The following is a 13,814-nucleotide window of genomic DNA, read 5'->3' as shown; positions in this document are numbered from 1 at the left end:
ACCGCTCAGTTTCGTCAAGGGTTTGCTGATCTAGACAGCTTATGAAGCCGACGATAATATTCCCTTACCAAGTAGTAATAATAGCTATAGCGGTAAACTACTAGTACGGATGCCAAAATCTTTACATCGACGTTTAGCTGAGACTCCTGAACGGGAAGGCGTTAGTCTCAACCAGTATATTGTGTCTTTGCTGAGTGCGGGAGCATCATTAACAGCAAAGCAATCTTAGTAAATTTCCAGATGATTTATAAATGGTCAAAAAAGACTTCAGGTACTAATCTGAATTCCCCAGATTTCAAGCGAGAGATATCTATCCATAAAGCTCTATGTTTATGAGTTTGTGATTCGGAAAAAACTAAACTTTCCAGTTGATAAAATTTTGTATCAGCAAAGTCACATTGATAAAGCTGAATAATTTCATGACCTTGCCTACCACTAAATGTAAACAGGTTCTCTATACAACCGAGATATTTAATATTCGTTAACTCTGCCTGAATTTCCTCTTGAAACTCTCGTTCTAAGGCGGCGCGGCTGGTTTCGCCAAATTCAACACCACCGCCTAAAGCGCGATAAAATGTTTCTTGTTTTACGGGATCGTAGCCTTCAGAAAGAAATATGCGTTCGCCATCCCGAATTAGCCCCAAGGCTATTACCCGAATTTCGCCTGCTTTATTCATTTTGGTAACTAATTATCGTAAATAGACTCAGGACGGCTTTCGCTACCCTCAATAGGCCAATCTGGATTTTCGCCACCGATGTACAATTCTTCAATGGTGACATATTCCTGACTTAGCTGGCTGAGGGCATTGATTAAAATATCCAATGCGATCGCATCACTGGTTCCTAAGTCAAACCAACAACGTCCCCACTGTCCCTCATATTCAAACTCACCAATGTTATGCATCAGTGCTAGTAGGCTTTTGTCATACCCTTGTTCATCATAATTCATGTAGCTGATATCGAGTCCTGTATCCTGCACCTGAAGATTCTCTGCATTAAATGCACCCAATTTACCCAGATAAAACCAGGAATTGAAAACTTCTTCTACATACTGCTTTTCACGCGCAGAAGGATTTGTGCTGAATTTCAGCCAAATCCACATATCAAAAGGATTAATTTCGCGGAACTGAATCTCCATTTTGGTCTAGTATCTCAATTACTCTTCTGCAAATAAGCATATCAAAGTAGGGAGTAGGGAGTAGGGAATGGGGACTAAGGATTCTTCAGGCTAACAGCACTGCTGCGTTCACGTTCAATTTGTTTGACTAAATCGCCTGGGAGTTGGGATTTTTTAGTCAGTGCTTTGTCAAAATTGGCGATTGCTTCCTGGATCATCTGCTGGCTTTTTTCTCTTTGTCCCAGTTGTTTCAGTATTTGGGCTTTAAGATAATAAATTTCTGGATTATCGGATGTCGTTTTGATCGCCCGGTTGACATACTCTAGGGCCTGTGGATACCGTTTTAAATCCCGATAAGCAAGAGCAATACCCCGATCTACTAGATAGCCAGGAGCAGCATTTTGTTCTAAGCGTCCAATTGCCTGATCTGGGCTAGCAAATGGCAAATTAACCGCCAACAATAAATCCATATAACCCTTGATTAAATTCAGTTCTGGATCGTTGGCAGAAATTGCTTCAGCTTTGTCTAAATATTCATAAACTTGCCGCAACCGACTAAAAGCTTGCGGCACACCGTTGACTGTACCCTCACGAGTGATAATTACTGCTCCCTTTAAAAAATGACCAACAGCAGTGTATAAATTACCGCGCAATGGATCGCTAGAAATCAGTTTTTGTCCAGTTTCTAGAGTTTTTTGGCTGTAAGTATCTAGTTTAGCCCAATCCTTATTTCCGTATGCTAAAGATGCGCTCATGGCATAAGCTAGAGGTTCATTTGGCTCTTTGGATAGTGCTTGTTCCAGATAACGCTGTGCTGCTGGATAATTGCCCTGCTGGAAAATCGCTTTAAAAGCTGCTTCTGTTTGATCGCCAATTTGATGAGGTTCACGATTGCGAAACGGATCGCCAGCCAGAGAGGGATTTACCCATAGATTAAGTGCGATTGCAGCGCCAAAAGCAGCCTGAGCAAGGTTAGTGAGTCTAGCAGACACTACTAATCGAGGCGAAGAAAACCTTTTAGTCATTTTAACCCTCAGAATATTTGCGGTTGAAATAGTTGTATGTGTTACTTAGAATGCAAAAAATGGTTAATTTTAACTTGGCTCTGCTTCAACCAAAATTTTCTTATAGAAAGGTTGACTTTGGTAATTTTTTCATGTTCCCAAGCTGGTTAGAGCCATTGTTTTAAGGGTCAAAAGAGGCAAGGGAGCAGGGGGCGCTTTGCTGGGGGAAAGACTGAGACGGAGCTTGTACTTTGCCCCAGTTAAACCGGACAAAGAAGGACGGGGCAACTCTAGGAGACGCTCCGCGAACGTACCCGTGTTTCGCTCCGCTCCACGCAGTTCTTGGAAGGGCTTGCTCCCCAAGCTTTTAGCTCCCTTCCCTCCTGCCTCTTCGGTGACTCTGCCACAATAGAGAAAAAGTGGATGATTCTTGCTGCTAGATTAAGGTGTTAATCCTTTCTTTGAATTTTCCAGATGCTTTCAGTGTAGCTAATCAGTAATTTGCTGACTTTTTGGTAATCTTAACAAATGCTCTATCTCCGAAATCTAAATTATCACCCGACAGCGTGCCCAACAGCGATTCTAAAATCGATCAACTTGGAATTAGCACCCCAGCAGCTAGGTCTGATTATTGGCGCGAGTGGTTCGGGTAAAAGTACCTTACTAGAAATTTTGTCGGGACTAGCCGAACCCACTAGCGGCGCACTCTTCTGGCGGGAACAAGAACTTATAGCCGAACAGCTGCAACAGTTAGCTGGGTTGGTATTTCAATTTCCAGAGCGTCACTTTTGCGGTGGTTCAATTTTAGAAGAATTGCGTTTAGGACATCCTGAGTTAGGGTCAGAACGAGTCAGACAGGCCCTAACCGAGGTGGGATTAGAGCATTTATCGCTTTCCGCTGCCCCCCATGCTCTGAGTGGTGGTCAGCAACGACGTTTAGCTTTGGCAGTGCAATTGATTCGCCAGCCAAATTTACTGTTATTGGATGAACCCACAGCTGGGTTAGATTGGTCAATGCGTCGGCAACTGGTAAATTTATTAGCGAAACTCAAACAAGATTGGACGCTATTGGTAGTGACACACGATGCTGGGGATCTGTTAGCGATCGCAGATCGTTGCTGGACACTCAACCACGGTGAACTACAATCAGTAGATCCAAAGACATTAGAAGCCAAAGTTAAAGAACCTTTACCAACGGTGTGAGACCAGAGCAGGGGAACAAGGGGACAAGGCTACAAGGAGAATAACCATGACAAATCACGAATGACAAACTTATTGCCTGAGATGGCAGAAATCTGGCAGCAAACTCTCAATTGGCAACCAAATGTCCAACAGCAAGCGCAATTCCAAAGGCTTTATGAGTTAATCCTAGAAGGTAATCGCCAACTAAATTTAACTCGGATTACTGACCCCCAAGAGTTTTGGGAAAAACATCTCTGGGATTCTCTGCGAGGAATTGCACCCTTGTTATCAGCAAATTTCTCTCCTGATTCCCCTGCTCTCATTGATATTGGTACAGGTGCGGGTTTTCCGGGTATTCCAGTGATAATTACTGTACCTAATTGCACAATTAATCTTCTCGATTCCACTCGGAAAAAAATTTCTTTTATCGACAATATATTAACTGAACTTGCCCTTGCCAATGCCAAAACTCTTGTTGGTAGGGCTGAAGAAATCGGCCATCACCCGCAGCATCGGCAAGCTTACGATATTGCATTGATTCGTGCTGTAGGGCCAGCTTCTGTCTGTGCAGAATATACTTTACCACTGCTCAAACAGGGAGGTTTAGCTATAATTTATCGCGGTAATTGGACAGAGGATGAAACAACTGCTTTGCAGAATGCTGTGAAGGAGTTGGGTGGCGCGATTGAATCAATCGAACAATTTACAACACCCCTGAGTCACAGCATCCGGCACTGTGTGTATTTGCGTAAGGTAGGCACTACACCAGTTCAGTTTCCCCGTGCTATTGGTGTACCCACCCAAAAACCGCTTTGACCTTTGAGGTTGCCTTAAAAATTGATAATTTAAAGATGCAGTAGCGATTTCAACAAGTTTACAAAAACTTTATCTCAAAGCCAATTTATGACAATATTTGTATTGTCTATTTGGGAATACTACTTGTATAGTCTATTTTATTTAGAGTGTATAAGATGAGTATAGATTTAGGTTCACTTTTTACTACTTTTAAAGTTGCTCAAGCTGTAAATAGTTATTTTAATATCTCCAAAAACTTAGGTTATAAAATTGATAAATTGATAAGTTCTGAATTTGAGGCTGGCTTTAGAGCATTAGAACAAGCTTCAATTTCAATCAATGAAGAAAAAACTTTGTTGAGGGAAGCTCGTAATAGATTTAACAAAGCTATTAGTTTAGAAATAAATTTAAAAAAAGGAATTACATATTTAGGACTTAGCCTAACACATCATCTTTTAGGTGATAAAACTAATGCTTTGAAAACACTAGAGCAAATATTATTTATAGAAATAGAAGCCAGTAATATTGTTGAAACCGTAGCATATAAGTTGGCTCGTGAAAAAAATAATAAGGAAGAAGTAGAAAAAAACCTTTCAAAAACCTATATGGCAGGTTTAGGTATTGGCTTATTATGTTTACCTTTTGGTGCAATTGCTGCGCCCATAGCTTTAGCAGCAGTTTTTACTGGTGCTTTTTGTGCTGATGTATCTGAAAAAGTTCGTGATGTTGAACCAATAGAAAATTTAAAAATAAATGTGAAAACCTATTTAGATAATAGGTTTTCTCTGTAGATATTTAATCCTTTGCTATAAAATTTGTATTTTTTTGATGTCAAGTTTTGGTTTTCTTTTGGCTTACATTCATTCCGCGTTTGCGGAGGAACTCGCTGATTCTTTCAAGTATCTCTGTTGCGTCATCTTCGGGTCGGAGTATAATAACCATGTCATCCGCGTACCGGACCGATGGCTCCATGATTGACTTATTTGGAGTCTTGTCGTGTACCTTCCGACCTTGTTTATAGTCGTAGTGGTATCTGTGTATACTCTCAATCCCGTTGAGTGCAATATTTGCTAGTAATGGGCTGACCACTCCCCCTTGAGGCGTACCCTGTTCGGGGAATTCTGGATTCACACCTGCCTTCAGGCATCGGAAGATACCGAGTTTCAAGCCTTTGGGGGAGATGAGTTCGTCCATTATTGCTGAGTGGTTAATCCTGTCGAAGCACTTTTCAATATCGAGTTCGATTACTCGTTTTTCTATTCCATTGACCTTCGAGCTAAGGTTTAAGTAGATGTACTTTTGTGCATCATGGGCGCAACGCCCAGTTCTGAACCCATAACTTCTAGCGTGGAAAGAGGCTTCGTGTGCTGGTTCAAGTGCATATTTTGCTAGGCATTGCCAAGCTCTATCCGCGATGGTAGGTATTTTTAGCATTCTCGTTGTCCCGTCCTTTTTGGGGATTGGGATTTCTCGTAAGCCTTGATGTTTCCAATTTCCACTGTTCATTTTTAGTAGTTCTTCAAGATTGAAGCGTTCCATGAATGAGAGGGATTTTTTTCCATCGATACCAGCCGTCTTTTTACCAGCATAAAGCTTGTGATACTTGTCTTATTGCAAGAAATCGAGCCGAGGTGGATTTTAGAATAAGCTTTTGGAGTAACCTGGCTTTCCGCTTGTCTCCAACTTGAACTGCTTTATACACGCGATGAGTGAAGGCGGAAAAGATTTCGGCGAAATTTCTTCCACGGTAGGGCTTTCCAAGATTCACTAGTTTGGTAACTGTGTCTAATCATTTTCTCTTCTAGAGTTAGTGTATTCTGAACACCTCCGACCAATTACGGTCTGTCCTACCCTAACTGTGGGGATTCCTCCGCTCGTCTGGTCTACCTAGGGTTCGACTGCCCTAAGACCCACAGCTAGTTTTTATTCGTTCCCTCGGAGAGATTGATTGTCCCGTTAGATGTAGCCAATTCGACTGCTGGATTCCCTCGACTCTTGCCACTCCAAAGAAAACTGTTGGCGGGAATAAACTCCAGCGAAATCAGGGGTTTTGTGTTGCGCCCTGTTTACCAGTAAGTCGCTTTTTTAGGCTCTGTTTCATCATTGGAACTCCCCGTTAGCGCCAGTGTCAACCCGCAACGGTCGTCTGATTGCGCCCTGTTAAGAGCTTCACTCCACAAGAACCGAGTTTGTTCGGTGTGGGCAGATAAGGAGTCAATTCTGAGTCTGAATGGTAGGGTTTTCACCTACATCTGACCGAGAGTTCAGCCTTTGATGACAGTAATCTGCTGTCGGGCTGGATTAGTTATGTACGGACTGATTACCGTGATTCACTAATCAACGAATCGCACTTTCTTTCTGGTCATTATCTTTAGTACAAAATTACTATTTTACATAATAAATCCTTATCTTATCCAATTTTGTTAATCAATTAAAAAATTATTATTTATTTGTACTTTATACCTTGATTCTTATAGAGAAAAGTTCGATGCTTGAAAGCTGACATTAAAATTACAGGCGAAGGGGAGAGAGTAAGTAATTATGATTTCTCCCCGTTGTACCTATCTAAGCCAATTTACTTGCTACTGCAAACCGCTTGTTAATCTCATCCCAATTAACCACGTTCCACCAAGCATCTAAGTAATCGGCGCGGCGATTTTGGTAATTGAGATAATATGCATGTTCCCATACGTCATTACCCAAAATGGGGTATCTACCTGCACTTAAAGGACTATCTTGATTAGCTGTAGTGGTCACTTCCAACTTGCCACCTTTGTTACGCACTAGCCAAACCCAACCACTACCAAAACGACCAGCACCAGCTTCGTTAAACTGTTTTTTGAAAGCTGCAAAAGAGCCAAAGTTTTGATTAATCGCGGAGGCTATATTTCCTGTTGGTTCTCCCCCACCTTTCGGCTTCATAATTTGCCAGAACATTGAGTGGTTCACATGACCACCGCCATTATTACGTACTGTATTACGAATATCTTGTGGTACATTGTCAAGTTTCTGCAACAGTTCTTCAACGCTTTTACCTTTGAGTTCTGGATGTTTAGCTAACGCTGCATTCAGGTTTTTTACATAAGTTGCGTGGTGTTTATCGTGGTGAAATTGCATCGTTTTGGCATCGATGTGTGGTTGCAGTGCTTCGTAGGCGTAAGGTAAAGGCGGTAGTTGGATAGCCCCTGTTGTATTTGGTGTTGCATTTGCTGTTGTATTTGGTGTTGCAGCGTTTCCCTCAGGAGATTTCTCTGCTAATGCACAAGCATCTAATGCAAAAGCACCCGCACCTGCTGTGAGTAAAAACAAGAAATTGCGTCGATTAATAGTCATATAAGTTTTTGCCGGGAATCCATTAAGTCTCTATTGCAGTTTTTATTCTCTTAGATTCTGGCTACAAAAAATTGGGAATTTGCAATTATTTCTGGTAGTTTAAGAAACTCTTTATAAGATTCTGTCCCCTGTTTTGGGATCAAATACGAATAAATGATTTAAATCAAGTTGTAGAGAAAGGCGATCGCCTGGACGCGGACGCACATCCCCGCCCACCTGAATATTCAACACTACCGGCGAACCAGGTAAACCAGCACGAATCAAAGTTTCCCTTCCCAAAGGTTCCACCACCTTAACTTCCACAATCAGCTGACTCTCATTTACTTCTTGGCAAGTTGGCGGTAGCCTGCGGCAAGCCGTTCGCGTAGCGTCTCGTAGAGAAGCGTCTACGTTAATAAAAATATGCTCTGGACGAATCCCCAAATCATAATTGTGTCCCTGACGCAACTGTAATTTCTCTTTCACAACTGCTGGAATCATTAGTAATTGTCCACTCACATCGAAAGCATTATTTGCATAGATTGCAGGCAAAATATTCATTGGTGGACTGCCTAAAAAAGTTGCCACCATCTGATTAGCAGGACTTGCATAAATAGTTTGGGGATCGGCAATTTGTTGAATCCGTCCGCGATTTAGTACGACAATTTTATCAGCCAGAGTCATTGCTTCGACTTGATCGTGGGTAACGTAGATTGTTGTAATGCCTAACTCTTGATGTAGCTGTTTCAATTCTGCCCTTGTATCATCGCGTAATTGGGCATCTAAATTAGATAAAGGTTCATCAAGTAAAAACACTTGTGGTTCACGAGCGATCGCTCTCCCTAATGCTACCCGTTGTTGCTGTCCCCCGGAAAGTTGTTTGGGCTTACGATCCAGCAGGTGATCTAGAGAAAGCGATCGCGCCACATTCATCACCCGTTCCTGAATGATTTTCCGCTCAACCTTCCGCATTTGCAACCCAAAGCCGATGTTTTCCGCCACACTCATGTGAGGATAGAGAGCGTAGTTTTGGAACACCATCGCCACATCCCTTTGTCTGGCTGGGATATTATTTACCAAGCGATCGCCAATATAGAGTTGGCCAGATGTAGCGGTTTCTAAACCAGCGATCGTTCGCAAAATTGTAGACTTACCACAACCCGATGGCCCAACTAAAACCCAAAATTCGCCATCAGGAATTTCAAAGGTAATATCCTCGATCGCGGTGACGTTATTAAATCTACGCTTAATATCTTCTAGACGAACGTTTGCCATTATCTGATTTGATATTTTCAGTTTGGGATTTGTGGCACTTCCAACTAAGCACTAAGAGGTTTTATCCGCATCCTCCGAGGAACTATGAGGCTGCTTTGCAAGTGCAGAAACTTGGTTTTTCTGCACAACTCTAATCAGAAATCTTAGAGCCTCATTCACGGCATCGGCATTGGGGAAAACCTCTGCAACATCAGGTTCTAAACGAATTGTTGTTTTCCCAAAACTCTTTCGTTCAGGGCCGAACTTTCTGACCCTTAGGCTCTTTAAGTCATACTCTGATCGCAGTTCATCTTCCATTTCTGGCTTACCCTTCTTTATATGCTTTTCGCTCCGATGGCGTTACTTCTCTTGCGCTAATGAGACGAATCGAATTTCCTCTCTCTGTATACGACATAATGAGTAAGCGTCCCCGACTTGACTCTCCAATAATAAGGTAACGTTCCTCATTATCAGAGTGGTCTGGATCATAGAAGTCAACATAGAGCGGATCATTGAAAACAGTTTTGGCTTCTTCAAAAGAAACCTTATGTTTTAAAAGATTTATTGCTGCTTTGTTTTCGTCCCACTCAAACTTCATGGAATTATTAAATTACTACCTTTTGAATACCTATAAATTCTGGTATTTCTTCATCACTTTTTGTTTCTAAACAAAGTTCAATTACTTCTTTCATATTAGCCATCAACTCATCAATTGTTTCTCCCTGACTGTAACAGGCTTTTAGCTGAGGAACTTCTCCAACATAGTAGCCATCTTCATCCGGTTCAATGATGACGTAGAATTCTCGGTTGGTGGGATTGATCATAATCTATTTGTACGTAGGCTCAAAATCATTTTTCTGGATTCTTCGACCAAGCTGGGTGAGAAAGTAAAGAAGCAAAGACTCGTACTCCCCGAAGTTGATTAGAGAGGGGTAAGTGACCTCTAGGCGCACTCAAATCCCAGGTAAACTCGTTAGGGTATCGCGTCCAGGTATTACCTGCTTTCCAGCCAATTTTCGGCCAGAAATTCTCCCAGTTTTTACCCAAACTTAACCAGATTTCTCGCTGTACTGAAAAGCCAAATTTACCTTCGGAGTGGACTAACCAAAGATTGTTAATGGTTTGTAAGTCAACAGCCGAAGTCTTTTCTACCTCAGTAAAATACAACCATTTTCGTTGTACAGCCGTTGGCCCTGATAGTTCACACATTTTTTCGATGGTGACGCGATCGGCTGCTTGGAAGTCTTGAACAGCTAGTAGCTGTTGCAAAGAATTGTAGTTAATCCCGCACTCTGATTTTAGAGGTACAATTCCCTCAGGAAAACAAGAGCGCAGAAATTCTTTGGCTTGAGGTGCATCAGAGTTGTAGAGGACTTGGTAAGCTTTGCCATCGATCCAAGTCGCTGGGTTTTCGCGCCGTTTCAGTAAAAATTCCATCAACACGTCTAATCCCTCATTACCCAACTCAGCTAATTGTGGGATTATCTGTTGTTGGACTTTTTCAGACCCAGCGATTAACGGTCGTCGCAGGGAGTCGATGTCATTTGCAGGGCCTGATAAAATCATTGGGTCTGTCATGCCATTCTCGTTTTAGCGGTCAGTGAAAAAGCGGTAAGCTATTAGGCTTCTCTAAGGTGAAGCACTGATAGCGAAAAGTAGTTTACTATTTTTAATCGTACAAAATTGCGATCGCTTCACTGAATCCCACACTTAATCCCCAAATAATGTACAAGGGGAATAGGGGGAAAATCTGGGGATTGGGGACTAGGGACTGGGGACTGGGAACTAGGGACTGGGTACTACGACTGAGGGGACATGGAGGACAAGGGTGAATTATTGAAAAAATCACTTCGTGTCTCTTCCCAATCCCCAGTACCCAATCCCCAATACCCAGTACCCAATCCCCAGTACCCAATATACAAGCCTGCCACATAAGGTTTTTTTGAATAGCAGCGTATCGATTAGGAGTGTGTGAACGATGTACGAAAAGATTACCCCCCCCGCAGCCGGAGCAAAAATCACCTTCAAAAATGGTGAACCAATCGTACCGGACAATCCAATTATCCCCTTTATTCGTGGCGATGGTACAGGTATAGACATCTGGCCTGCTACCCAAAAGGTGCTAGATGCTGCGGTAGCCAAAGCATATAAGGGTCAGCGTCAAATTAGTTGGTTCAAGGTTTACGCTGGGGACGAAGCTTGTGATTTATACGGCACATATCAATATTTACCTCAAGACACTCTAACGGCAATTGAAGAATATGGTGTAGCTATTAAAGGGCCTTTGACTACTCCCATTGGGGGGGGAATTCGTTCTTTAAATGTAGCGCTGCGACAAATTTTTGACTTGTATGCTTGCGTGCGTCCTTGCCGTTACTATGCAGGTACGCCCTCACCCCATAAAAATCCCGAAAAGCTGAATGTAATTGTTTATCGGGAGAATACGGAAGATATTTATTTAGGCATTGAGTGGCGACAAGGTAGCGAAATTGGCGATCGCTTAATTAAAATTCTCAATGAAGAACTGATCCCCGCCACCCCAGAACACGGGAAAAAACGCATTCCTCTTGATTCTGGTATTGGCATCAAACCCATCAGCAAAACTGGCTCCCAGCGTCTAGTCAGACGTGCCATCAAACACGCTTTGCTATTGCCCAAAAACAAGCAACAAGTAACTTTGGTGCATAAGGGCAACATCATGAAGTACACCGAAGGGGCTTTCCGCGATTGGGGTTATGAATTAGCAACTAGTGAATTTCGCCAAGAAACTGTCACTGAACGGGAATCTTGGATTTTGAGTAACAAGGAAAAAAATCCGAATATTTCCTTGGAAGAAAACGCCCGCGAGATTGATCCTGGGTTTGATAATCTCACTCCAGAGAAGAAAGCGCAAATTGTCAAGGAAGTTGAAACTGTTCTTAACACAATTTGGGCAACCCACGGCGAGGGCAAATGGAAAGAGAAAGTTTTGGTGAATGACCGGATTGCTGACAGTATTTTCCAACAAATCCAAACCAGACCGGATGAGTATTCGATTTTGGCGACGATGAACTTGAACGGCGATTATTTGTCTGATGCCGCCGCCGCCATTGTTGGTGGATTGGGAATGGGGCCAGGGGCAAATATTGGTGATTCTAGTGCCATATTTGAGGCTACCCACGGCACTGCACCCAAACACGCCGGATTAGATCGGATTAATCCAGGTTCAGTGATTTTGTCTGGTGTGATGATGCTGGAATTTATGGGTTGGCAAGAAGCCGCAGACCTAGTTAAGAAAGGTTTAAGCGATGCGATCGCAAATAGTCAAGTCACCTACGATTTAGCCCGGTTGCTGGAACCGCCAGTTGAACCTTTAAAATGTTCTGAATTTGCTGAGGCAATTATTCAACATTTTGGTTAATTCTATTAAGGTTAATTAGTCACAAGTTGAATTACCCCACCCTAACCCTCCCCTTGTAAAGGGGAGGGAACTGGATTTCTTGTTTCCCCCCTTTACAAGGGGAGGGAACTGTATTTCTTCTTTCCCCCCTTTACAAGGGGGGATTAAGGGGGGTAATTTGACTTGTCTGCTTTTTTAAGGGCGGTTAGGGGGGATAAACAAATATTTAATACTTCTCAGACATTCTCTGATAAATCAACCATTTTAAAAAAGCGAATGGCATTTTATTTGCAAAAAACACCAAAATGAGAAAGTAAACTGGGGTTTGAGTAAGCCAAATGGCATTTTGAGAAAGCAAAAGCTTCTTTTACTTGCGGAAAACACCAAAATCAGAAAGCAAACTGGGGTTTGAGTAAGTCAAAGCTTCTTTTACTTGCGGAAAACACCGAAATGAGAAAGTAAACTGGGGTTTGAGTAAGTCAAAGCTTCTTTTACTTGCGGAAAACACCAAAATCAGAAAGCAAACTGGGGTTTGAGTAAGTCAAAGCTTCTTTTACTTGCGGAAAACACCAAAATCAGAAAGCAAACTGGGGTTTGAGTAAGTCAAAGCTTCTTTTGAGAAAGTAATTGCGGATTTTACTTATTGAATTTAGTCAAAATATGAAGTTTAGATAAAATTATTGAAAAAATTACTGATAAATTTTGATCCGTCAGATTTTAAAGTAGTCAAAAAACAAAGTCCCCGGCTTTTCTAAAAAGTCGGAGATTTTTTTGGGGCAATCCCCTATAAAGTTTCTGTTATTCGGATTTAGAGCGATCGCTAGAGTTATCGACAACTCGGCGCAAGTTCTCCATTAATTCGGATTTAACCCAATCGGTAATTGCTTTAACTGTGATTTTGCTAATTTATTAGGTGCGATCGCTCCATTCTCTGTGATGATTAGGACTATGGTAACTATATCAATTAATTTATGCTTTTTGGTGCGCTCAACTATCTTGTCTTCTAAATTTTTAAAATGATCTGCAATTGTGATTTTTGGTGGTAGCTTCATTTGCAGATTTTGTCTCATTCAAATGAATTGAGAATACCACTTCATCCCATTTTATCGTGAATTAAAGGGTTTAAGAACCTGCAATCTACATGTAGCACCCATTTCAGTCGGGATTTAAATCCCCGTTTGAAATGTCTAAAATGTTTGAATTTTGAATTTTGAATTTTGAATTATTAATGGTTATTATAGAAACGAATTTACCATCAAATCTTCGTATATACATTTATTGCATTGATATTAACCTACTAATACTTTCCTTTTTCTCCATTCATATAAGTTACATTTTGTCAAAACAAAGTTAGATGCGTTTCCCCTGCGGGCTACGCCTACGCAATTAACAAAGGATGGTTTGTAAAAGCCTAAAATAACCTATTTACGTTAATACATAAGATAGTTTATTTGTACAGTGCATAAATTCTAATTATGTTACGAAAAAGTTACAAGAAATAGCTTTTTTCACTAAAAATTAGAGAGAAAGTTTATCTTGACTTCAACAAAGTCTTACGCTAAAAATAACAATTAAATTAGTTAAATTAAAAACCGAGGTAAGCTATGAGTTTTACGTTTTTGCCGGCACAAGATCGCTCGGAACGAGGATGGAGCACTTATGACGTTTTGACAGGTGACGTTAATGGCGATGGTCGGACTGATTTGATTTGGAACGAAACAGGAGACATCAATCGCACTTACGTCGGACTTGCTAACAGTAATGGAACTTT

17 protein-coding genes and 1 pseudogene are annotated in these 13,814 nt (G+C 41.5%); 6 read left to right on the top strand and 12 right to left on the bottom strand.

Annotated elements, in window-relative coordinates; genetic code table 11:
• Nucleotides 1-58: 58 nt before the first annotated feature.
• On the top strand, nt 59-229 hold the full coding sequence (locus tag LC608_RS16680) for a toxin-antitoxin system HicB family antitoxin (RefSeq protein ID WP_308189886.1): 171 nt from the start codon (nt 59-61) through the stop codon (nt 227-229).
• A gap of 16 nt (nt 230-245) precedes the next feature.
• Here the strand turns inward: LC608_RS16680 and LC608_RS16675 are convergent, their stop codons facing one another.
• From LC608_RS16675 to LC608_RS16665, 3 genes are all read right to left on the bottom strand, one after another.
• Complete coding sequence (locus LC608_RS16675; RefSeq protein WP_229554595.1) at nt 246-677, bottom strand: NUDIX hydrolase; 432 nt, start codon at nt 675-677, stop codon at nt 246-248.
• Between the two features lie 8 nt (nt 678-685).
• Nucleotides 686-1,138, bottom strand: coding sequence for a DUF3531 family protein (locus LC608_RS16670; protein ID WP_229554594.1), 453 nt, complete (start codon nt 1,136-1,138; stop codon nt 686-688).
• Nucleotides 1,139-1,212: 74 nt separating this feature from the next.
• Complete coding sequence (locus tag LC608_RS16665; RefSeq protein ID WP_229554593.1) at nt 1,213-2,142, bottom strand: Sll0314/Alr1548 family TPR repeat-containing protein; 930 nt, start codon at nt 2,140-2,142, stop codon at nt 1,213-1,215.
• Between the two features lie 507 nt (nt 2,143-2,649).
• Between LC608_RS16665 and LC608_RS16660 the strand changes: the two genes are divergently transcribed.
• The 3 genes from LC608_RS16660 (at nt 2,650) to LC608_RS16650 (ending at nt 4,889) form a co-directional block, all read left to right on the top strand.
• Entirely contained in the window at nt 2,650-3,324 is a 675-nt protein-coding gene (locus LC608_RS16660) for an ABC transporter ATP-binding protein (protein WP_229554592.1), read from the top strand.
• Between the two features lie 60 nt (nt 3,325-3,384).
• Nucleotides 3,385-4,119, top strand: coding sequence for a 16S rRNA (guanine(527)-N(7))-methyltransferase RsmG (gene rsmG / locus LC608_RS16655; RefSeq protein WP_229554591.1), 735 nt, complete (start codon nt 3,385-3,387; stop codon nt 4,117-4,119).
• A 155-nt stretch (nt 4,120-4,274) separates the two neighbouring features.
• Nucleotides 4,275-4,889, top strand: a complete 615-nt coding sequence (locus LC608_RS16650; RefSeq protein WP_229554590.1) for a hypothetical protein — start codon at nt 4,275-4,277, stop codon at nt 4,887-4,889.
• A gap of 46 nt (nt 4,890-4,935) precedes the next feature.
• Here the strand turns inward: LC608_RS16650 and LC608_RS16645 are convergent.
• From LC608_RS16645 to LC608_RS16610, 8 genes and pseudogenes are all read right to left on the bottom strand, one after another.
• Nucleotides 4,936-5,891, bottom strand: a pseudogene (locus LC608_RS16645) (reverse transcriptase domain-containing protein); the annotation flags it as partial.
• 772 nt (nt 5,892-6,663) lie between these two features.
• Nucleotides 6,664-7,431, bottom strand: coding sequence for a superoxide dismutase (locus LC608_RS16640; RefSeq protein WP_229554589.1), 768 nt, complete (start codon nt 7,429-7,431; stop codon nt 6,664-6,666).
• A 111-nt stretch (nt 7,432-7,542) separates the two neighbouring features.
• The gene (locus LC608_RS16635) at nt 7,543-8,685 is read right to left on the bottom strand and encodes an ABC transporter ATP-binding protein (protein ID WP_229554588.1); all 1,143 of its coding nucleotides are present in this window, start codon (nt 8,683-8,685) and stop codon (nt 7,543-7,545) included.
• Nucleotides 8,686-8,736: 51 nt separating this feature from the next.
• Nucleotides 8,737-8,982 (bottom strand): hypothetical protein, encoded by a 246-nt coding sequence (locus tag LC608_RS16630; RefSeq protein ID WP_229554587.1) that lies wholly within the window; start codon nt 8,980-8,982, stop codon nt 8,737-8,739.
• A 7-nt stretch (nt 8,983-8,989) separates the two neighbouring features.
• Nucleotides 8,990-9,262, bottom strand: coding sequence for a BrnT family toxin (locus LC608_RS16625; protein ID WP_229554586.1), 273 nt, complete (start codon nt 9,260-9,262; stop codon nt 8,990-8,992).
• A 7-nt stretch (nt 9,263-9,269) separates the two neighbouring features.
• Complete coding sequence (locus tag LC608_RS16620) at nt 9,270-9,488, bottom strand: type II toxin-antitoxin system HicB family antitoxin (protein ID WP_229554585.1); 219 nt, start codon at nt 9,486-9,488, stop codon at nt 9,270-9,272.
• 25 nt (nt 9,489-9,513) lie between these two features.
• Entirely contained in the window at nt 9,514-10,242 is a 729-nt protein-coding gene (locus tag LC608_RS16615; RefSeq protein WP_229554584.1) for a GUN4 domain-containing protein, read from the bottom strand.
• A gap of 91 nt (nt 10,243-10,333) precedes the next feature.
• Nucleotides 10,334-10,597 carry a hypothetical protein gene (locus LC608_RS16610; RefSeq protein WP_229554583.1) on the bottom strand — a complete coding sequence of 88 codons (264 nt, stop codon included), beginning with the start codon at nt 10,595-10,597 and terminating at the stop codon, nt 10,334-10,336.
• A gap of 45 nt (nt 10,598-10,642) precedes the next feature.
• Here LC608_RS16610 and LC608_RS16605 point away from each other — a divergent pair, with 45 nt between their 5' ends.
• Entirely contained in the window at nt 10,643-12,064 is a 1,422-nt protein-coding gene (locus tag LC608_RS16605) for an NADP-dependent isocitrate dehydrogenase (RefSeq protein WP_229554582.1), read from the top strand.
• Between the two features lie 833 nt (nt 12,065-12,897).
• On the opposite strand, the gene LC608_RS36880 is transcribed toward LC608_RS16605, so the two are convergent.
• Nucleotides 12,898-13,095: a hypothetical protein gene (locus LC608_RS36880; RefSeq protein ID WP_267871112.1), complete on the bottom strand. Its 198-nt coding sequence runs from the start codon at nt 13,093-13,095 to the stop codon at nt 12,898-12,900.
• A 552-nt stretch (nt 13,096-13,647) separates the two neighbouring features.
• Here LC608_RS36880 and LC608_RS37565 point away from each other — a divergent pair.
• Nucleotides 13,648-13,814, top strand: a 167-nt coding sequence (locus LC608_RS37565) for an FG-GAP repeat protein (protein WP_374108407.1), incomplete at its 3' end; no start/stop codon positions are given.

The sequence above is a fragment of the Nostoc sp. XA010 genome, assembly GCF_020829625.1.
Lineage (GTDB): Bacteria > Cyanobacteriota > Cyanobacteriia > Cyanobacteriales > Nostocaceae > Nostoc.
The sequence above is the reverse complement of the archived record's forward strand: the minus strand, read 5'-3'. Positions and strand labels throughout refer to the sequence as shown.